This is a genomic window from Streptomyces sp. NBC_01116 (assembly GCF_041435495.1).
Lineage (GTDB): Bacteria > Actinomycetota > Actinomycetes > Streptomycetales > Streptomycetaceae > Streptomyces.
Genome location: NZ_CP108644.1, coordinates 5,374,399 through 5,393,402 on the forward strand (window position 1 = coordinate 5,374,399; position 19,004 = coordinate 5,393,402).

18 protein-coding genes are annotated in these 19,004 nt (G+C 70.4%); 12 read left to right on the plus strand and 6 right to left on the minus strand.

The annotated features are described in order from the left end of the window. Positions 1–17: 17 nt before the first annotated feature. The 5 genes from OG245_RS23745 to OG245_RS23765 all read right to left on the minus strand — a co-directional run bounded on the left by OG245_RS23745 (position 18) and on the right by OG245_RS23765 (position 4,165). The gene (locus tag OG245_RS23745; RefSeq protein ID WP_371625471.1) at positions 18–785 is read right to left on the minus strand and encodes a succinate dehydrogenase iron-sulfur subunit; all 768 of its coding nucleotides are present in this window, start codon (positions 783–785) and stop codon (positions 18–20) included. Further along, the gene (sdhA, locus tag OG245_RS23750) at positions 785–2,539 is read right to left on the minus strand and encodes a succinate dehydrogenase flavoprotein subunit (RefSeq protein ID WP_371625472.1); all 1,755 of its coding nucleotides are present in this window, start codon (positions 2,537–2,539) and stop codon (positions 785–787) included. The genes OG245_RS23745 and sdhA overlap by 1 nt, the downstream gene beginning before the upstream one ends. Before the next feature lie 30 nt (positions 2,540–2,569). Continuing rightward, positions 2,570–3,052: a succinate dehydrogenase hydrophobic membrane anchor subunit gene (locus OG245_RS23755; RefSeq protein ID WP_371625473.1), complete on the minus strand. Its 483-nt coding sequence runs from the start codon at positions 3,050–3,052 to the stop codon at positions 2,570–2,572. Positions 3,053–3,057: 5 nt separating this feature from the next. Continuing rightward, on the minus strand, positions 3,058–3,438 hold the full coding sequence (gene sdhC, locus OG245_RS23760) for a succinate dehydrogenase, cytochrome b556 subunit (RefSeq protein ID WP_371625474.1): 381 nt from the start codon (positions 3,436–3,438) through the stop codon (positions 3,058–3,060). Between the two features lie 166 nt (positions 3,439–3,604). Then, positions 3,605–4,165 carry a 2-oxo-4-hydroxy-4-carboxy-5-ureidoimidazoline decarboxylase gene (locus OG245_RS23765; protein ID WP_371625475.1) on the minus strand — a complete coding sequence of 187 codons (561 nt, stop codon included), beginning with the start codon at positions 4,163–4,165 and terminating at the stop codon, positions 3,605–3,607. A 460-nt stretch (positions 4,166–4,625) separates the two neighbouring features. On the opposite strand from OG245_RS23765, the gene OG245_RS23770 reads away from it, so the two are divergent. From OG245_RS23770 to OG245_RS23780, 3 genes are all read left to right on the plus strand, one after another. Then, a complete protein-coding gene (locus tag OG245_RS23770) occupies positions 4,626–6,233 on the plus strand; it encodes a family 20 glycosylhydrolase (protein ID WP_371625476.1) in 1,608 nt (535 codons plus the stop codon). Between the two features lie 142 nt (positions 6,234–6,375). Continuing rightward, positions 6,376–7,227, plus strand: coding sequence for a DUF4328 domain-containing protein (locus OG245_RS23775; RefSeq protein WP_371627972.1), 852 nt, complete (start codon positions 6,376–6,378; stop codon positions 7,225–7,227). A gap of 94 nt (positions 7,228–7,321) precedes the next feature. After that, positions 7,322–7,900 carry a hypothetical protein gene (locus OG245_RS23780; RefSeq protein ID WP_371625477.1) on the plus strand — a complete coding sequence of 193 codons (579 nt, stop codon included), beginning with the start codon at positions 7,322–7,324 and terminating at the stop codon, positions 7,898–7,900. Between the two features lie 42 nt (positions 7,901–7,942). On the opposite strand, the gene OG245_RS23785 is transcribed toward OG245_RS23780, so the two are convergent. Further along, entirely contained in the window at positions 7,943–8,455 is a 513-nt protein-coding gene (locus tag OG245_RS23785) for a universal stress protein (RefSeq protein ID WP_371625478.1), read from the minus strand. A 202-nt stretch (positions 8,456–8,657) separates the two neighbouring features. On the opposite strand from OG245_RS23785, the gene OG245_RS23790 reads away from it, so the two are divergent. The 9 genes from OG245_RS23790 to OG245_RS23830 all read left to right on the plus strand — a co-directional run bounded on the left by OG245_RS23790 (position 8,658) and on the right by OG245_RS23830 (position 18,899). Continuing rightward, positions 8,658–8,993, plus strand: coding sequence for an SAV_915 family protein (locus tag OG245_RS23790; protein ID WP_371625479.1), 336 nt, complete (start codon positions 8,658–8,660; stop codon positions 8,991–8,993). A gap of 38 nt (positions 8,994–9,031) precedes the next feature. Next, the gene (gene lysA, locus OG245_RS23795) at positions 9,032–10,366 is read left to right on the plus strand and encodes a diaminopimelate decarboxylase (RefSeq protein WP_371625480.1); all 1,335 of its coding nucleotides are present in this window, start codon (positions 9,032–9,034) and stop codon (positions 10,364–10,366) included. A 319-nt stretch (positions 10,367–10,685) separates the two neighbouring features. Then, complete coding sequence (locus OG245_RS23800; protein ID WP_371625481.1) at positions 10,686–11,021, plus strand: hypothetical protein; 336 nt, start codon at positions 10,686–10,688, stop codon at positions 11,019–11,021. Beyond that, a complete protein-coding gene (gene kdpF, locus OG245_RS23805; RefSeq protein WP_018955984.1) occupies positions 11,018–11,107 on the plus strand; it encodes a K(+)-transporting ATPase subunit F in 90 nt (29 codons plus the stop codon). The genes OG245_RS23800 and kdpF overlap by 4 nt, the downstream gene beginning before the upstream one ends. 8 nt (positions 11,108–11,115) lie before the next feature. Further along, on the plus strand, positions 11,116–12,780 hold the full coding sequence (kdpA, locus tag OG245_RS23810; protein ID WP_371625482.1) for a potassium-transporting ATPase subunit KdpA: 1,665 nt from the start codon (positions 11,116–11,118) through the stop codon (positions 12,778–12,780). Continuing rightward, a complete protein-coding gene (gene kdpB / locus OG245_RS23815; protein WP_371625483.1) occupies positions 12,777–14,885 on the plus strand; it encodes a potassium-transporting ATPase subunit KdpB in 2,109 nt (702 codons plus the stop codon). Before kdpA ends, kdpB begins: the two co-directional genes overlap by 4 nt. A gap of 6 nt (positions 14,886–14,891) precedes the next feature. Then, positions 14,892–15,563, plus strand: a complete 672-nt coding sequence (locus OG245_RS23820; protein WP_371625484.1) for a potassium-transporting ATPase subunit C — start codon at positions 14,892–14,894, stop codon at positions 15,561–15,563. A 98-nt stretch (positions 15,564–15,661) separates the two neighbouring features. Beyond that, a complete protein-coding gene (locus OG245_RS23825) occupies positions 15,662–16,345 on the plus strand; it encodes a response regulator (RefSeq protein ID WP_371625485.1) in 684 nt (227 codons plus the stop codon). A 34-nt stretch (positions 16,346–16,379) separates the two neighbouring features. Then, a complete protein-coding gene (locus OG245_RS23830; protein ID WP_371625486.1) occupies positions 16,380–18,899 on the plus strand; it encodes a DUF4118 domain-containing protein in 2,520 nt (839 codons plus the stop codon). Positions 18,900–19,004: the final 105 nt, after the last annotated feature.

Below are 19,004 nucleotides of genomic sequence, written 5' to 3' on the forward strand. Positions count from 1 at the left end.
CGGGTGTTACGCGAAGGTCAGAAGCGACGCGTGATGAGCGCGCGCTTCACCTCCTGGATCGCCTTGGTGACCTCGATGCCACGCGGGCAGGCGTCCGTGCAGTTGAACGTGGTGCGGCAACGCCACACGCCGTCACGGTCGTTGAGGATCTCCAGGCGCTGCTCGCCGCCCTCGTCGCGCGAGTCGAAGATGAAGCGGTGCGCGTTGACGATCGCCGCCGGGCCGAAGTACTGGCCGTCGTTCCAGAACACCGGGCACGAGGACGTGCACGCGGCGCACAGGATGCACTTGGTGGTGTCGTCGAACCGCTCGCGGTCCTCGGGGGACTGCAGGCGCTCGCGGGTCGGCTCGTTCCCCTTGGTGATGAGGAAGGGCATGACATCGTGGTACGCCTGGAAGAACGGGTCCATGTCGACCACGAGGTCCTTGAGGACCGTGAGGCCCTTGATGGCCTCGACCGTGATCGGCTTGTCCGGGTTGATGTCCTTGATCAGCGTCTTGCAGGCGAGCCTGTTCTTGCCGTTGATCCGCATCGCGTCGGAACCGCAGATGCCGTGCGCGCAGGAACGGCGGAACGTCAGGGTTCCGTCGATCTCCCACTTGATCTTGTGAAGGGCGTCGAGGACACGCTCCTTCGGGTCGATCTCGATCTGGAAGTCCTGCCACTGGACCTCGTCCGACACCTCGGGGTTGAAGCGGCGGATCCGGAACGTGGCCGTGATGAACGGCGAGTCGGCGAAGCCGGCCTCGGCGTTGTCGGTCTTGTCCAGGGTCGGGGTAGCCATCAGTACTTACGCTCCATCGGCTGGTAGCGGGTCGTCACGACCGGCTTGTAGTCGAGCCGGATCGACTCGGCGCCGTCGGCGGCCACCTCGCGGTACGCCATGGTGTGGCGCATGAAGTTGACGTCGTCGCGGTTCGGGAAGTCCTCGCGGTAGTGACCGCCGCGGGACTCCTTGCGGGCGAGCGCGGAGACCGCCATGACCTCGGCCAGGTCGAGCAGGTTGCCCAGCTCGATGGCCTCCAGCAGGTCGGTGTTGAACCGCTTGCCCTTGTCCTGGATGGACACGTTGAGGTACCGCGCGCGCAGCTCGGCGATCTTGTCGACCGCCGTCTTGATCGTCTGCTCGGTGCGGAACACCATCACGTTGGCGTCCATGCACTCCTGGAGCTCCAGGCGCAGCGTCGCGACGCGCTCGGTGCCGGTGGAGTTGCGCAGCCGCTCGACCTGGTCGGCGACCAGCTGGGCGGGGTTCTCGGGCAGCTCGACGAAGTCGGTCCTCGCCGCGTACTCGGCGGCGGCGATGCCGGAGCGCTTGCCGAAGACGTTGATGTCGAGCAGCGAGTTGGTGCCCAGGCGGTTGGCGCCGTGCACGGAGACACAGGCGACCTCGCCGGCGGCGTACAGGCCCGGGACGACGGTGGTGTTGTCGGCCAGCACCTCGCCCTCGACGTTGGTCGGGATGCCGCCCATGGCGTAGTGCGCGGTCGGCTGGATCGGGATCGGGTCCGTGTAGGGCTCGATGCCGAGGTACGTCCGCGCGAACTCGGTGATGTCCGGGAGCTTGGCGTCCAGCTGCTCCGGCGGCAGGTGCGTGAGGTCCAGGTACACGTGGTCACCGGCCGGACCGCAGCCGCGGCCCTCACGGATCTCCGTGTAGATGGAGCGCGAGACGACGTCACGGGACGCGAGGTCCTTCATGACCGGCGCGTACTTCTCCATGAAGCGCTCGCCGTCCTTGTTGCGGAGGATGCCGCCCTCACCGCGGGCGCCCTCCGTCAGCAGGATGCCCATGCGCCAGATGCCCGTCGGGTGGAACTGGAAGAACTCCATGTCCTCCAGCGGCAGGCCGCGCCGGTAGCAGGCGGCCTGGCCGTCACCGGTCAGGGTGTGCGCGTTCGACGTCACCTTGAAGAACTTGCCGGTGCCGCCCGAGGCGTAGATGACCGACTTCGCCTGGAAGACGTGGATCTCGCCGGTCGCCAGCTCGTAGGCGACGACGCCGGCGGACTTCTTGACCCCGTCGACCTCGGTGATCAGCTGGTCCAGGACGTAGAACTCGTTGAAGAACTCCACACCCTCCTTGACGCAGTTCTGGTACAGCGTCTGGAGGATCATGTGGCCGGTGCGGTCGCCCGAGTAGCAGGCGCGACGGACCGGGGCCTCACCATGGCCACGGGTGTGACCACCGAAGCGGCGCTGGTCGATCCTGCCCTCGGGCGTGCGGCCGAACGGCAGGCCCATCTTCTCCAGGTCGAGGACGGCGTCGATGGCCTCCTTCGCCAGGATCTCGGCGGCGTCCTGGTCGACCAGGTAGTCGCCGCCCTTGACCGTGTCGAAGGTGTGCCACTCCCAGTTGTCCTCCTCCACGTTGGCGAGCGCGGCGGCCATGCCGCCCTGCGCCGCGCCCGTGTGGGAGCGGGTGGGGTAGAGCTTCGTCAGCACGGCGGTACGGCTGCGCTTGGTCGACTCGATGGCCGCGCGCATGCCGGCGCCGCCGGCGCCGACGATGACGGTGTCGTACTTGTGGATCTGCATGGTTTTCCTCTGGTCCCTCTGTCCCGGCGCCTAGCGGATGTTCGGGTCGAAGGTGAAGATCACCAGCGTGCCCAGCAGGACGGTGAACACCGTGGCGGTGTACAGGAGCATCTTCAGCCAGAAGCGGGTGTTGTCCCGTTCGGCGTAGTCGTTGATGACCGTGCGCAGGCCGTTGCCGCCGTGGAGCATGGCGAGCCACAGCATGATGAGGTCCCAGGCCTGCCAGAACGGCGAGGCCCAGCGGCCCGCCACGAAGGCGAAGCCGATCTTGGAGACGCCGCCGTCGAGCACCAGCTGGATCAGCAGGTGGCCGATGACGAGGACGACCAGGACGATGCCCGACAGGCGCATGAAGAGCCAGGCGTACATCTCGAAATTGGTGCGCGAAGCCTTGGGCGTCTTGCCCGTGCGCTTGCGCGGGGGCTCGATGACCGGGGCCGGGTGGTCGGCGTCGAACAGGCTCACGCCCTCGACGTCGCCGATCGCGGCTGCGGAAGAAGTCTCGCTGGACATGGGCCTCAGCTCCCGAAGACGTCGCGTACGGCGTGACCGAGGATCGGGTACAGGGCCCCGACCATCAGCACGATCCAGATGCCCACCACGGTCCAGAGCATCTGCTTCTGGAGTCGCGGGCCCTTGGACCAGAAGTCCACGGCGATGATCCTCAGACCGTTCAGCGCGTGGAAGAGAATCGCGGCCACCAGGCCGTATTCGAGGAACGCGACAGGCCACGTCTTGTACGTGGCCACGACGTCGTCGTAGGCCTCGGGGGAAACGCGGACGAGAGCGGTGTCCAGGACATGTACGAACAGGAAGAAGAAAATGAGGACACCGGTGACTCGATGAGCCACCCACGACCACATGCCTTCCCGGCCGCGGTACAGCGTTCCAGCCGGCACGGAAGAACCCTCCGGGAGCGGGGATTGGGGTCGGCCGGCTTGACTGTCGGTCTGACCCGGCCGGGTACGGTCCACCGGCCCCGGCCATCGTAGCGACGCTTTGTCGGTTCGCGTTCGCCGGGGCCTCTGGTGTGATCAAAGTGGCAATCAAACAGGCACGGACGGGCTAGAGCGACCCCTGCCGCGGAGGGTCCGGCGTCACCAGCTCGACGATCCGGCTCCGGGCGAGCCGCCGCAGCTCCTCGGCGGTCACGGCCCGCTCCTCGTCCGTGTCGTGCGCCAGCCGGACCCGGATCCCGGCCAGCACCTGGTCCACGTGCTGGGAGGGGTGATGGGCGTCCAGGCAGATCACGAAGGCGTGGCCGAACCGGCTCTCGTACGCCGCGTGCGCGGCCCGCAGCGCCAGGTGGGCGGCGCGGGGCGCGTCATGGTGCAGGCAGGTGGCCGGCTCCGGGACCAGGGCCTCCGCGATGTCCCGGGGCGCGAGGTCGTAGCCGGCCTCGTCGGACGCGGCCAGTAGAGCGCCGAGATCCGGGTAGGGGCGGTGGGCGGCCATCCGGTGGGCCCAGCGGAGGCTGCCGCAGCACTCCAGGAAGGCCGCCTCGGCGGCGGCGAAGGGCAGGTTGTTGAAATGGGCCAGGCCGAGGGCGTGATCGACCGGCGGCGCGCCGGCGGGCGGCGCGCCCGCGACCTCGCCCGGAGTCGGGTGGTGCGGCTGCGCCGGCACGGCCGGACGGCCGGCCGGGGGCGCGGATCGCTTCGGCAGGCCGGCGGGGGGCTCGCTGGACCTGGACAGCGTGGACTCCTCGTATCAACGACGGCTATGACTCCGTGGCCCCGAAAGGAACCTTCTGCCCCTGGAAGACAGACCAGGACGTACCGAGGTTGCCCGGCGTGCGAGTGAGTTCCGCGGGGACGGGAGTGAAGGGAGGGACGAATGTGCCGCAACGCTAGCGAGATCGGTCGGCGGCCGTCCGGCGGACCGCAGAAGAATCACCCGAACGGGAGAGTTTCGGAACAAGTGATGGACGTCTGACCTGCGCCGACCTGGGTCCTGTCCGGTGCCTCGTAGTCCTCGATGGGCGAGGCCCCGGCAAAAATGCCAACCTTGCACCCTATTCACCCGTTTCCCTATCTCTTCACCCGTTTCCACCGTCCCTGACCCCCTCAACGGAGGAATCTGTCCGATGTCGCCCACGCGTGGTGCCCTCGTCACCGGCGCGGCTGTCACGGCCGCGGCCGCCGTCGCCCTCACCGTCGTCGTCTGGCCGGACGGGTCCGGCGGCGGATCGTCCGGCGACACGGCGTCGCCCTCCGGCACCTCCGCCGAGGCCGCCCCGTCGCCCTCCCGCAGCTATCCGATGTCCAGCACACCGAGCACGATCCCCGCGGTGCGCGAGCACACCCCGGCCCGCGGCCCCGGCTGGCAGCCCGGCGGGGACAGCACCGTCGTCATCGCCAAGGGCAGCGGGGTGCTCGCCGACGAGGCGGAGCTGCTCGCCAAGGAGCTGAAGATCCGCTACCGGGGCGCCGAGCCGGCGCGGACGGGAGACGTCGAGCTGGCGCTCGGCGACAAGGACGCGGGCCCCACCGAGTCGTACGCGCTCACCGTGCGCGACCGGAAGGTGAAGATCACCGGACCCGACGAGTCGGGCGTCTTCTACGGCACCCGTACGCTCAAGCAGTCCCTCAAGGCGGACGGCACCCTCCCCGAGGGCGTCGTCAACGACCGGCCCGACCGCCCGCAGCGCGGACTCAACCTCGACATCGCGCGCAAGCACTACAGCGCGGAGTGGATAGAGGACCGCATACGCGAGATGGGCGACCTCAAGCTCAACCAGCTCGGCCTGCACTTCTCCGACGACCAGGCCTTCCGGATCGAGTCGAAGTCGCACCCCGAGGTGGTCTCCGACGAGGCCCTCACCCAGGACGAGGTCCGCCGCATCGTCGCCCTCGCCAACAGCCGGCACATCGAGGTCGTCCCCGAGATCGACTCGCCCGGACACCTCGGCGCGGTGCTGGCCGCCCACCCCGACCTCCAGCTGCGCAACACCGCGGGCGTGGAGTCGAAGGGCTCCATCGACATCTCGAAGCCGGGCGCGGCCAAGCTGATCGACGAACTCCTCGACGAGTACACCGAGCTGTTCCCCGGGCGCTTCTGGCACCTGGGCGCGGACGAGTACCAGGCGCTGACCGTCCAGAACCCGGCCGCCTCCTATCCGCAGCTCCAGCGCGCGGCGGAGGAGAAGTACGGTGCCGGGGCCACGATCGAGGACCTGGCCACCGGCTGGCTGAACGACCGCGCGGACGTCGTCGTCCCGAAGGGCCGGACCGCCAAGGCCTGGAACGACGGGCTCTTCCGGGACACGAAGGTCAAGGCCGACGAGAACATCGAGATCGAGTACTGGACCGGCAAGGAGATCGGCGCCCGCCCGCCGCAGGAGTACCTCGCCGCGGGCTACAAGATGCTGAACCTCAACGACGAGTTCCTCTACTACGTGCTCGGCGAGCCCAACGAGTTCGTCTACCCGACCGGTGAGCGGATCTACGAGCAGTGGACCCCGCTGGTGCTGCGCGGCACCGAACCCGTGGCCGAGCGCTACTCGAAGCAGATCCTCGGCGGCCGGTTCGCCGTCTGGGGCGACCTGCCGAACGCACAGACCACCCAGCAGGTGGCGGACGGCATCCGGATGCCGCTGGTGGCGACCTCGCAGAAACTGTGGGACCCGCGGAAGCCCACGCTGAGCTGGGCGCAGTTCTCGGAACTGGCGGAGCGGACCGGCAGCGCGGGGTGAGGCAGGGGGCGTTCCCCGGCCGCGCGTGAGCCCGTGGACAGCGACGCCGTCCACGGGCTACGGTCCGCCGACCGCGCGCTTCTGGGGAGGGACGCGAGGTCACACACCGATGGCCTGTCCTTGGGGGGACTTCTCCATGTCCATGCTCTGTACCCGTTGTCGCATCAGAACGGCCGTGACCGACGACGGCCTGTGCACCTTCTGCTCGGGCACCCGGCCCCCGCCGCCCGACGGTGCCACGCCCCTGGTCGCCGTTTCCGGACCCGTGCCCGGAGGCTGGGGCGCCGGCACCCGGGGCGCCGGCACCTGGCCGGGGGCGCCGGTCGGCCTGTCGCGGGCGGTGATCGTCCTGCTGGCCTGCGTCATCGCGAGCGACCTGTTCGTCATCGGCGCCGGTCTGCACCTGCGCGGCCTGTGGGAGGCGCTGGCGGCGGGCGAGTACCTCGACACCTACACCGGGCCGGGCCTGCGGGCGCATGAACGGTACGACCTCGCCAGGAGGGTCCGGACGGCGGCGTTCCTGCCCACCGGCATCCTCTTCATCCTCTGGTTCCACCGGACCCGCCGGAACGCCGAGGTCTTCGCGTCCGGCGTACAGCGGATGGGACCGGGCTGGGCGGTGGGCGGCTGGTTCGTCCCGGTCGCCAACCTCTGGTTCCCCTACCGCGTCGCCGGCGGCATCTGGGAGGCGAGCGTCCTGCCCCACCCCGACGGCGGTCGACGCACGGCTCCCAGAACGGTGCTGAACCTGTGGTGGGGCGGCTGGGTCGTCTCCGTCCTCGTCTCCCGGATCGCCGTGGGCCAGTGGAACCGGGGCTGGGAGCCGGAGGAGATCGCCGACGCGGCGGCCCTCGTCGCGGCCGCCGACGCGCTGGACCTCGTGGCCGCGGTGCTCGCGATCGTCTTCGTGCGCGCCGTGACCCGGATGCAGGTCGAACGCGCCGCGTACCGCCCGGCTCCGGCGGCCCGGCCGGTCCCAGGTGCTCACCGGTGACGGGCGCACGGGCGGGCGCCCGCCGCGACGACCACCCCGTAGTGACGATTTCCGGCCATTCGGCGCAGTATCCGGTAGACCGAGGGAGACGTCGATGAGTCTGCTGGAACTGATCGAACGAGCCGACGAGCGAGCACTGGCCGCCGGGGCGCTGGCCTGCCTGGACCGATGCCTGCCGCTGCTCGCCGGGCCGGAGACGGAGCCGCTGCGCCCGCTCTGGGCGAGCTGCGAGAACGGACAGGATTGGGACATCCGGCTCGCGGCGGTGCGGACGGGGATGGAGCACGCGCCCGTCCCCGACGGCCCGGCCGCGCTCGTGCGGACCATGCTCGGCGCCGCCCCCTCCGACTTCACCGCCGGACCACTGCGGGAGTGGGCGGACGCCTGTTCGCTGGTCGCGCTCCGGATCCACGGGCGGCTCGACACCCCGGCCGGGGACCCGGCGCCGGACGAGGAGCAGCTGCTCAAGGCGGCCCGCGGCGGCGAACCGGCCGCCGTGGGCCCGCTGGTCGCCGGGGAGCTGGAACGGCAGGTCCGCATCCTGGAGATCCTGGCGGAGACCACCGGCACGGCGGGCAGCGGCGCCGGACTCCGCAAGGCGCTGGACCTGTCGACGGAGGGCCGCCGGGTCCTGCGCGCGGTGATGTCACGACGGGCCCGCGGCCTGGGCTGACCGGGCCGCGTCCAGGCGGCGGCGGTCGACGGCGTGCACCGCTCAGCGCTTCCGGTCCCGGATCATGGGCGGCAGGGTCCAGGAACCGCTGTGCGCGGCGGCGAGTTCGGCTTCGAGCGGATTCGGGGGGACCGCGAGAACGGGGCAGGCCGCGTGTGTCAGGCAGTAGCGGGTCACCGACGGGCGCAGCGCGGGCAGCCATCTGCCGCGTGAGCCCGCGCCCACGACCAGGAGGCCGTCCGCCGACGCGGCCGCCTCGACGAGAACCGCCCCGGGCTCGCCGCGCACGGCGAGCCCGGACAGGGCGACGCCCGGCCTCCTGACGGCGAACGCGCAGTCGAGGACGGTGCGCAGGTCCTCGACAGCGGCTTCCCGGCACTCCCGGAGCACGGCGTCGCCGTAGGTGGCGCGGCCACCCAGCCCGCCGCCGGGCAACTGCCAGGCCAGCACGGCGTACAGCTCCGCATGGCGTTCCCGAGCCTCTGCGGCGGCCCGGTGCAGGGCTGCCAGGCTCCCCGGGGAGCCGCTCACGCCGACCACGATTCTCTGCCGCACCGTCCGGCCTCCTGACTCGTCCTGTTCCGGAGTTCCATTGAAGGACGGGCGAGGGGCGGTGAGCGTCAGCGATCCGTATGAACCGGCCGACGCCCGTCAAAATCGCGTCAGGCGGGAGGGCCCTTCGCGCCGGGGCGGGCATAGCTTCGGCGTCGTGCGGCCGGAAGACGGCCGCGTCACGGCTCCATCCGGAGGGAACCCCATGTGCCTCTTCTCGTACGACGACGACCCCGACCCCGATGAACAGGCCCGGGCCGGGCTGCTGTACGTGCCCGTCCGGCCGGAAGCCGCCGGCCCCGCGCTGCGGATGTTCCGTACTCCGCTGGGCGAGCGCACGGCCGTCGGCTTCACCGGCCTCGCCCTGCTGACCGCGACGCTCGGCGCCGGCCAGCCCGCGATCAGGCTCGCCGAGCCCGTCCTGCGCTCCCTCACGGAGCCTCTCGGCGTCGACCGGCTCGTCGTCGACCCGGTCCTCTCCGCCCCGGCCGTCACCGCCGTGCGGGCGGACACGGCCGAAGAACCCGCGCGCGCCCTGTGACCCGCGCCTCGTCACACGCCTCCCGAGGAGACGCCGCCATGTCAGCTCCCGTTCTCACCGAGCCCCCGGCGGGACTGGACGATCTGTCCGTCTTCCCCGCCTCCGCCGTCCGGCTCCCGCACGGCGACCTGAGCGTCGGAGGGGTCTCGCTCGCCGATCTCGCCGACCGGTTCGGCACCCCCGCGTACGTCCTGGACGAGGCCGAGGTGCGGACGCGCTGCCGGACCTATCGGGCCGCCTTTCCCGAAGCCCATGTGCTGTACGCGGCCAAGGCGTTCCTGTCCCGGGCGATGGCGCGGTGGATCGAGGAGGAGGGGCTGGGGCTGGACGTCTGCTCCGTCGGCGAACTCGAACTCGCCCACGCCGCCGGGTTCCCGCCGGAGCGGATGGTGCTGCACGGCAACGCGAAGACGCCGCGCGACATCGAGACGGCGCTGCGGCTCGGGGTCGGGCGGATCGTCGTCGACAGCCCGTCGGAGATCGCCCGGATCGCCGCGCTGACCGGCCCCGCCGGGCGGCAGAAGGTGATGGTGCGGGTGGTGCCCGGGGTGTCGGCGGGCGGCCACGAGAAGATCCGTACCGGCACCGACGGCCAGAAGTTCGGCCTGTCCCTCACCGACGGGTCCGCCCAGCACGCCATCGCCCGGGTGCTCGGCCAGCCGCAGCTCGAACTGACCGGCCTGCACTGCCACATCGGCTCCCAGATCACCGACGTCAAGCCCTACCTGGTGGCCGTGCGGCGGATGGTCGGACTGATGGCCCGGATCAAGGAGAGCCACGGCGTCACGTTCTCCGAGCTCGACATGGGGGGCGGGCACGGGGTCGCCTACCGGCCCGGGGAGGCCGCCCTCGACCTGACCGCCCTCGCGCGCCGCCTGGGCGCGGAACTCGCCACCGGTTGCGCGTCGGCCGGCCTGCCCGTGCCGAGGCTGGCCGTCGAACCGGGCCGGGCGATCGCGGCCCCGGCCGGGGTGGCGCTCTACCGCGTCCTCTCCGTCAAGCACACCGGCCCGAACACGTTCGTGGCCGTCGACGGGGGCATGAGCGACAACCCCCGGCCCGCCCTGTACGGGGCCCGCTACGCGCCGCGCCTGATCGGCCGCGCCGCCACCGCCGGACCGGTCGCGGCCACGGTGGTGGGCCGGCACTGCGAGGCCGGCGACATCCTCGCGAACGACGTCCTCCTGCCCGCCGACATCCGCACCGGCGACCTGCTCGCGGTGCCCGTCGCCGGGGCCTACCAGGTCTCCATGGCCTCCGCCTACAACCTCGTCGGCCGGCCGCCGGTCGTCGCGGTGCACGAGGGCGCGGCCCGCCTGCTGATACGGCGCGAAACGCAGGAGGACCTCCGGCAGCGCGACATCGGAGGCTAAGGGCTGTCCCGCAATTCCCGGTGGATCAGCACTCCGCTGACGGTGCGCGACGCATTCCGTCAGAGCACCGTCAGGAATGCGTCACTGCGTCAATGCGTCGGGACGGCCCGAAGGTGACCGGAAACGTAGCCGGCGGATTACCGCGTCGGTGTCTCCGCGTATCGCGTGGGCGACGGTCGAGCCGTGCTCGCGGCAGCCGCTGCCAGAGGTCCGCCGGTTCCGTTTCCGGACTGACCGCCGTGACCTGGAAAGCCGGATGATCGTCGGTCGTTTCGCGTACACAACGGGAGAGCGGGCGGCCCGGCTCACGGTGGTCCGAGTGGGTCTCGACCAGTTCGACACCGGGCTTCCGCAGCTCCCCGCCTCGCCGCAGCGCCCCCAGGGCCTGCCGGCCCCCGGGTGGGTGACCGTGACCACGTGGAAGGCCGGTCGGCCGCGTCAGATCGGCGTCAAGGGTTCCCCGGTATTCGTATGGACCTCGTCAAGGTGGCTTATCGCCGGGATGAAGTCGGGGTTTGCTCGTATTGGCCAAACGGCCGATTCCATTCCTCACGTCAATCAGGAGCTCGCGATGGCCGACCTGGCCTTCGTCGCCACCACGATCGCGGTATTCGCGCTGGTGGCTCTCATCGCCCGGGGGGTGACCAAGCTGTGACCGTCGAAAATGTCGTCGGCCTCGTCGTGGCCGTGTCCCTGCTCGGATATCTCATCCTCGCTCTCCTTTACCCGGAGAGGTTCTGAGTAAGTAAATGAGTTCCCAGGTCGCTGGTCTGCTCCAGCTCATAGCCCTGATCGCCGCCCTCGCCCTCGCGTACCGCCCGCTGGGCGACTACATGGCCAGGGTCTACTCCTCCGAGAAGAACTACCGCCCGGAGAAGTGGATATACAAGGCCATCGGCGCCAACCCGGCCGCCGGGATGCGCTGGCCCGCCTATCTGCGCGGAGTCCTCGCCTTCTCCGCGGTGAGCGTTCTCTTCCTGTACCTGATGCAACGGGTGCAGGGGTCGCTGCCCGGTTCGCTGGGCTTCTCCTCGATCGACCCGGACCAGGCGTTCAACACCGCCGCGTCCTTCGTCGCCAACACCAACTGGCAGTCGTACTACGGCGAACAGGCCATGGGCCACGTCGTGCAGACCGGCGGCCTCGCGGTGCAGAACTTCCTGTCCGCCGCGGTCGGCATGGCCGTGGCGGTGGCACTCGTACGCGGCTTCGCCCGGTCGCGCACGGGTGAACTCGGCAACTTCTGGGCCGACCTGGTGCGCGGGACCGTCCGCATCCTGATCCCGATCTCGGTGATCGGCGCGATCGTCCTGGTCGCCTGCGGGGCGATCCAGAACTTCTCCGGCATCCACCAGGTCGGACAGTTCATGGGCGGTACGCAGGAGTGGAACGGCGGCGCGGTCGCCTCCCAGGAGGTCATCAAGGAGCTGGGCACCAACGGCGGCGGTTACTTCAACGCCAACTCCGCCCACCCCTTCGAGAACCCCAACCCCCTGTCGAACCTGTTCGAGGTCTTCCTCATCCTGCTGATCCCGTTCGCGCTGACGCGGACCTTCGGCCGGATGGTCGGATCGCTGAAGCAGGGGTACGCGGTCCTCGGCGCGATGGCGGTCATCTGGATCGGCTTCACGGCGCTGATGATGTGGACCGAGTTCGCCCACCGCGGACCGGCCTTCGAGATCGCGGGCGGGGCCATGGAGGGCAAGGAGACCCGCTTCGGGATCGCCGGCTCGTCGATCTTCGCGGTCGCCACGACGCTGACCTCGACCGGCGCGGTGAACTCCTTCCACTCCTCGTACACCGGCTTCGGCGGCGGCATCACCATGCTCGGCATGCAGCTCGGCGAGATCGCTCCCGGCGGTGTCGGCTCCGGCCTCTACGGCATGCTGATCATGGCGATCATCGCGGTGTTCATCGCCGGGCTGATGGTCGGACGCACCCCGGAGTACCTCGGCAAGAAGATCGGCACCCGCCAGATCAAGTTCGCGGCCTGCTACATCCTCGTCACCCCGGCCCTCGTGCTCGGCTTCACCGCCGTCGCCATGGCCCTGCCGACGCCCGCCGACTCGATGACCAACTCGGGTGCGCACGGCTTCTCCGAGATCCTGTACGCCTACACCTCCGGCGCCAACAACAACGGCTCCGCCTTCGCCGGGCTCAACGCCGACACCCAGTGGTTCAACACGACCATCGGCATCGCGATGCTGCTCGGCCGGTTCCTCCCGATGGTGTTCGTCCTGGCCCTGGCAGGCTCGCTCGCCGAGCAGAAGCCGGTGCCCGAGACCGCGGGCACGCTGCGCACCGACAAGCCCCTCTACGCGGGGCTGCTCGTCGGCACGATCCTCATCATCACCGGACTCACCTACTTCCCGGCCCTGGCGCTGGGTCCGCTTGCCGAAGGGCTCGCCTCATGAGCACCGTCACCCCCACTCGCGCTCCGCACGGAGACATACCGCCGGCCGGCGGCCACGGGGCCGCCAACCGGGTCGGCAGCGGGCTGTTCGACCCCCAGCAGCTGCTGAAGTCGTTCCCGGACGCGCTGCGCAAGCTCGACCCTCGGGTGATGGTCAAGTCGCCCGTGATGTTCGTCGTGCTGGTCGGCTCGGTGGTCACCACCGTGCTGGCGCTCACCGACCCGACCGACTGGTTCGGCTGGGCGATCACCGGCTGGCTCTGGCTGACCACGGTCTTCGCCAACCTCGCCGAGGCGGTCGCCGAAGGCCGGGGCAAGGCCCAGGCCGACACCCTGCGCAAGGCCAAGACCGGCACCGTCGCCCGCCGGGTCATCGGTCCGAACGAGGAGAGGGTCGCGGGGACCGACCTGCGCATCGGGGACCTGGTGATCTGCGAGGCCGGAGACGTCATCCCCGGCGACGGGGACGTCGTCGAGGGCGTCGCCTCCGTCGACGAGTCCGCGATCACCGGTGAATCGGCTCCGGTCATCCGCGAGTCCGGCGGCGACCGCAGCGCGGTGACCGGCGGTACGAAGGTGCTCTCCGACCGCGTCGTCATCAGGATCACGACGAAGCCCGGAGAGACCTTCATCGACCGCATGATCAACCTGGTGGAGGGCGCCTCCCGGCAGAAGACGCCCAACGAGGTCGCCCTGAACATCCTGCTGGCGTCCCTGACGATCGTCTTCCTGCTGGCCGTGGTCACCCTCAAGCCCTTCGCGATCTACGCGGGCGCGGACGACCAGACGTCGCTGATCGTGCTCGCCGCGCTGCTGGTCTGCCTGATCCCCACCACGATCGGGGCCCTGCTGTCCGCGATCGGCATCGCGGGCATGGACCGCCTGGTGCAGCGCAACGTCCTGGCCATGTCGGGGCGCGCGGTCGAGGCGGCGGGCGACGTGTCCACCCTGCTGCTCGACAAGACCGGAACCATCACCCTGGGCAACCGGCAGGCCGCCGAGTTCCTCGCGGTCAGGGGCGTCACCGAGAGCACGCTCGCGGACGCCGCGCAGCTCTCCTCGCTCGCCGACGAGACCCCGGAGGGCCGGTCGATCGTCGTGCTCGCCAAGGAGAAGTACGGGCTGCGGGAGCGCACCCAGGGGGAGCTGACGGACGCCGCGTGGGTGGAGTTCACCGCGCAGACCCGGATGTCGGGCGTCGACCTGGACGGGCGGAAGGTCCGCAAGGGCGCGACCGGTTCCGTCATCGCGTGGGTGAAGGAGCGGAACGGCAGTGTCTCCGAGGACGCGCAAGCGCTCACGGACCGGATTTCCCAGGCCGGTGGCACGCCGCTGCTGGTGGCTGTGGAAGACGCTGACGGCGCTCGGGTCCTCGGGGTCGTCCACCTGAAGGACGTGGTGAAGGAGGGCATGCGGGAGCGGTTCGACGAACTGCGCCGGATGGGCATCCGTACGGTCATGATCACGGGTGACAATCCGCTGACCGCGAAGGCGATCGCCGAGGAGGCGGGGGTCGACGACTTCCTGGCCGAGGCGACGCCCGAGGACAAGATGGCCCTCATCAAGCGGGAGCAGGCCGGGGGCAAGCTCGTCGCGATGACCGGTGACGGCACCAACGACGCACCCGCCCTGGCCCAGGCCGACGTCGGCGTCGCGATGAACACCGGAACCTCGGCCGCCAAGGAGGCCGGGAACATGGTGGACCTCGACTCCAACCCCACCAAGCTCATCGAGATCGTCGAGATCGGCAAACAACTCCTCATCACCCGAGGAGCCCTGACCACCTTCTCCATCGCCAACGACGTGGCGAAGTACTTCGCGATCATCCCCGCCATGTTCGCCGTGGCGTACCCGTCGCTGGACAAGCTCAACGTCATGGGGCTCGCCTCGCCCGAGTCCGCGATCCTGTCCGCGGTCATCTTCAACGCCCTGATCATCGTCGCGCTGGTGCCCCTGGCCCTCAAGGGCGTGCGCTACCGGCCCGCCGGCGCCGACCGGATGCTCCGCCGCAACCTGGGCGTCTACGGACTCGGCGGCATCGTCGCCCCGTTCATCGGCATCAAGATCATCGACATGCTCCTCTCCCTCATTCCCGGAATCGGCTGATCCGCCATGACCAACAACTCCGTCAGCAGCACCGTGCGCGTGCTCGGGGCCGGACTCCGCGCCCTGCTCGTCCTCACCCTGGTCTGCGGGGTCCTCTACCCGCTCGCCGTCACCGGCGTCGCCCAGGCCCTGTTCAACGACAAGGCCAACGGTTCCGAGATCAAGGACGGGAGCGGCCAGGTCGTCGGCTCCTCCCTCATCGGACAGCGGTACGACCTTCCGATCGAGGACGGCGAGGAGTCACCCGCCCCGGACCTGAAGTGGTTCCAGCCGCGCCCCTCCAACGGGCTCGGCGGCAACAGCGTCAACACGCAGTACTCCCTGATCCTCTCCGGAGCCACCAACCGATCCGGTGACAACGAGGAACTGGTCCAGTGGGTGACCGACGCCAAGGCGGCCGTGGTCAAGGACAACTCCACCTCCACGTACACGGTGAAGCCCGCGGACGTGCCCGCCGACGCCGTCACCTCCTCCGGCTCCGGCCTGGACCCCGACATCTCACCCGCGTACGCCGAACTCCAGGTCCACCGGGTCGCCGAGAAGAACGACCTCGACGTCAAGAAGGTCGAGAACCTCGTCGCCGACCACACCAGCGGCCGGCTGCTCGGCTTCATGGGGGAGCCCCGGGTGAACGTCCTGGAGCTGAACACCGCGCTCAGGAACCTGACCCAGGGCTGATGGAACCGCTTCAGGACACCGGACACCGGTGGGGTACGGAACCTCCGCACCCCACCGGTGTCCGGTTACCCCACAACCAAGGAGAGAGTGCACAGCCCATGCCCCGGGTGCTCGTGGTGGAAGACGATGTGCAGCTGGTCCGCGCCCTCAAGATCAACCTCCAGGCCCGCAGCTACGACGTCGAGGAGGCTTCCGACGGCGGTTCCGCCCTCCGGCTCGCCGCGACCTGCAAGCCGGACGTCATCGTGCTGGACCTCGGCCTGCCGGACATGGACGGCGTCGAGCTGATCACGATGATCCGGGGCTGGAGCCGGGTGCCGATCCTCGTCCTGTCCGCCCGCCACATGTCCGAGGACAAGGTGCGGGCCCTGGACGCCGGGGCCGACGACTACGTGACCAAGCCCTTCAGCATGGACGAACTGCTGGCCCGGCTGCGCGCGGCCACCCGGCGGCGGCAGGCGACCGCCGAGACGCCGGAACCGACCGTCGTCACCACGGACGGCTTCACCATCGACCTGGCGGCGAAGAAGGTCCAGCGCGACTCCGGCACCGTCCGGCTGACCCCGACCGAATGGCATCTCCTCGAAATCCTGGTCACCAGCCCCGGCCGCCTGGTGTCCCAGCGCGCGCTCCTGCGGGAGGTCTGGGGGCCCACCTACGCGGAGAACACCAACTACCTGCGGGTCTACATGGCCCAGCTGCGGCGCAAGCTCGAAGCGGACCCCGCCCACCCCCGGTATCTGATCACCGAACCGGGCATGGGCTACCGCTTCGAGCCCTGACGCCCCATCCACCACGGAAGAACGAGAAGTCATCATGGGACGCGGAAAGCTGCGGATCTACCTGGGCGCGGCGCCGGGCGTCGGCAAGACGTACGCGATGCTCTCGGAAGCCCACCGGCGGGTGGAGCGGGGCACCGACGCGGTCATCGGATTCGTGGAGCACCACAACAGGCCGCGGACCGAGGTGATGCTCCACGGTCTGGAGCTCCTGCCGCGCCGGGAGCTGGAGTACCGGGGCTCGGTGTTCACGGAGATGGATGTGGACGCGGTGCTGGAGCGTGCCCCGGCCGTGGCCCTGGTCGACGAGCTGGCCCACACCAACGTCCCCGGTTCGCGCAACGCCAAGCGCTGGCAGGACGTCGAGGAGTTGCTCAGGGCCGGGATCGACGTCATATCGACGGTCAACATCCAGCACCTGGAGTCGCTGGGCGACGTGGTGGAGTCGATCACCGGGGTCCGGCAGCGCGAGACCGTCCCCGACGAGGTGGTCCGCCGGGCCGACCAGATCGAGCTGGTCGACATGTCGCCCCAGGCGCTGCGCCGCCGGATGGCGCACGGGAACATCTACCAGCCCGACAAGATGGACGCTGCCCTCTCGAACTACTTCCGTCCCGGCAACCTCACCGCCCTGCGCGAGCTGGCCCTGCTCTGGGTCGCCGACCGGGTCGACGAGTACCTCCAGCAGTACCGGGGCGAGCACAACATCCGCACCACCTGGCAGGCCCGCGAACGCATCGTCGTCGGACTGACCGGCGGACCCGAGGGCCGCACCCTCATCCGCCGCGCCTCCCGCCTCGCGGAGAAGGGGGCCGGCGGCGAGGTGCTGGCCGTCTACATCGCGGCGAGCGACGGGCTGAAGGCGGTGTCGCCCAAGGAACTGGCCGTCCAGCGCACCCTGGTCGAGGACCTCGGCGGCACCTTCCACCACGTCATCGGCGACGACGTGCCCTCGGCCCTGCTGGAGTTCGCCCGCGGGGTCAACGCCACCCAGATCGTCCTCGGCGTCAGCCGGCGCAAGACCTGGCAGTACGCGTTCGGGCCCGGCGTCAGCGCCACCGTCGCCCGCGAGTCCGGTCCGGACCTGGACGTCCACATGGTCACCCACGACTCCGTCGCCAAGGGCCGCGGCCTGCCCGTGGGCCGCGGCGCCCGGCTCGGCCGCGCCCGCGTCGTCTGGGGCTGGCTCGTCGGCGTCACCGGGCCCGCCCTCCTCGCCCTGCTGCTCAGCACCGTCGTCCCGGACCTCGGGCTCGCCAACGACATGCTGCTGTTCCTCACCGCCACCGTCGCTGCCGCCCTGCTCGGCGGCATGCTGCCCGCCCTCGCCTCGGCGGCCTTCGGCTCCCTGCTGCTGAACTACTACTTCACCCCGCCCCTGGGCCGGTTCACGATCGCCGATCCCAAGAACATCGTCGCCATCGTGATCTTCGTCGGGGTGGCCGTGTCCGTCGCCTCCGTCGTCGACCTGGCGGCCCGCCGCACCCACCAGGCGGCCCGGCTGCGCGCCGAGTCGGAGATCCTCTCCTTCCTCGCGGGCAGCGTCCTGCGCGGCGAGACCGCCCTGGACGCCCTGCTGGAGAGGGTCCGCGAGACCTTCGCCATGGACTCCGTCGCCCTCCTGGAGCGGACGGCCGAGGTCGAACCCTGGTCCTGTACGGCGGCGGTCGGCACCCGCCCCGTCGAACGCCCAGAGGACGCCGACGTCGACATACCGGTGGGGGAGAACCTGGCACTGGTCCTGAGCGGCCGGGCGCTGCCCGCCGAGGACCGCCGGGTCCTGGGAGCCTTCGCCGCCCAGGCAGCCGTGGCGCTGGACCGCCGGCGCCTGGTCGACCAGGCCGAGGAGGCGCGCAAACTCGCCGAGGGCGACCGCTTCCGCACCGCCCTCCTCGCCGCCGTCAGCCACGACCTGCGCACCCCGCTCGCCGGCATCAAGGCCTCGGTCACCTCGCTGCGCTCCCGCGACGTCGCCTGGTCGGAGACCGACCGCGAGGCCCTGCTCGAAGGGATCGAGGACGGCGCCGACCGGCTCTCGGCCCTGATCGGCAACCTCCTGGACATGTCCCGCCTGAACACGGGCACCGTGGTCCCGCTGATCCGGGAGACGGACCTGGACGAAGTCGTCCCCATGGCGCTGGGCGGCGTCCCGGACGGGAGCGTGGAGCTGGACATCCCGGAGACGCTGCCCATGGTCGCCGTCGACCGCGGGCTGCTGGAACGCATCGTCGCCAACATCGTCGAGAACGCCGTCAAGTACAGCCCCGAGGACCGGCCCGTGCTCGTCTCCGCCAGCACACTGCGCGACCGCGTCGAACTCCGCGTCGTCGACCGCGGCCCCGGCGTCCCCGACACGGCCAAGGAGCACATATTCGAGCCGTTCCAGCGACTCGGCGACGCCCCGAGGGGCGCGGGTGTCGGGCTCGGCCTGGCCGTCGCACGGGGCTTCACCGAGGCGATACGGGCCACCCTCACCGCCGAGGACACGCCCGGGGGCGGTCTCACCATGGTCCTCACGCTGCCCCGCGGCAACACCGGCCGGACCCGCGACGCGTGAGACCGCACCTCATGAAAGCACCGGGAGCCTGAACGCCGGGGGAGAAGGCTGGAGCGACGACCGGGGCCGCCACCCCCCACAGGAGAGGCCCCGGCCGTCTTCCAC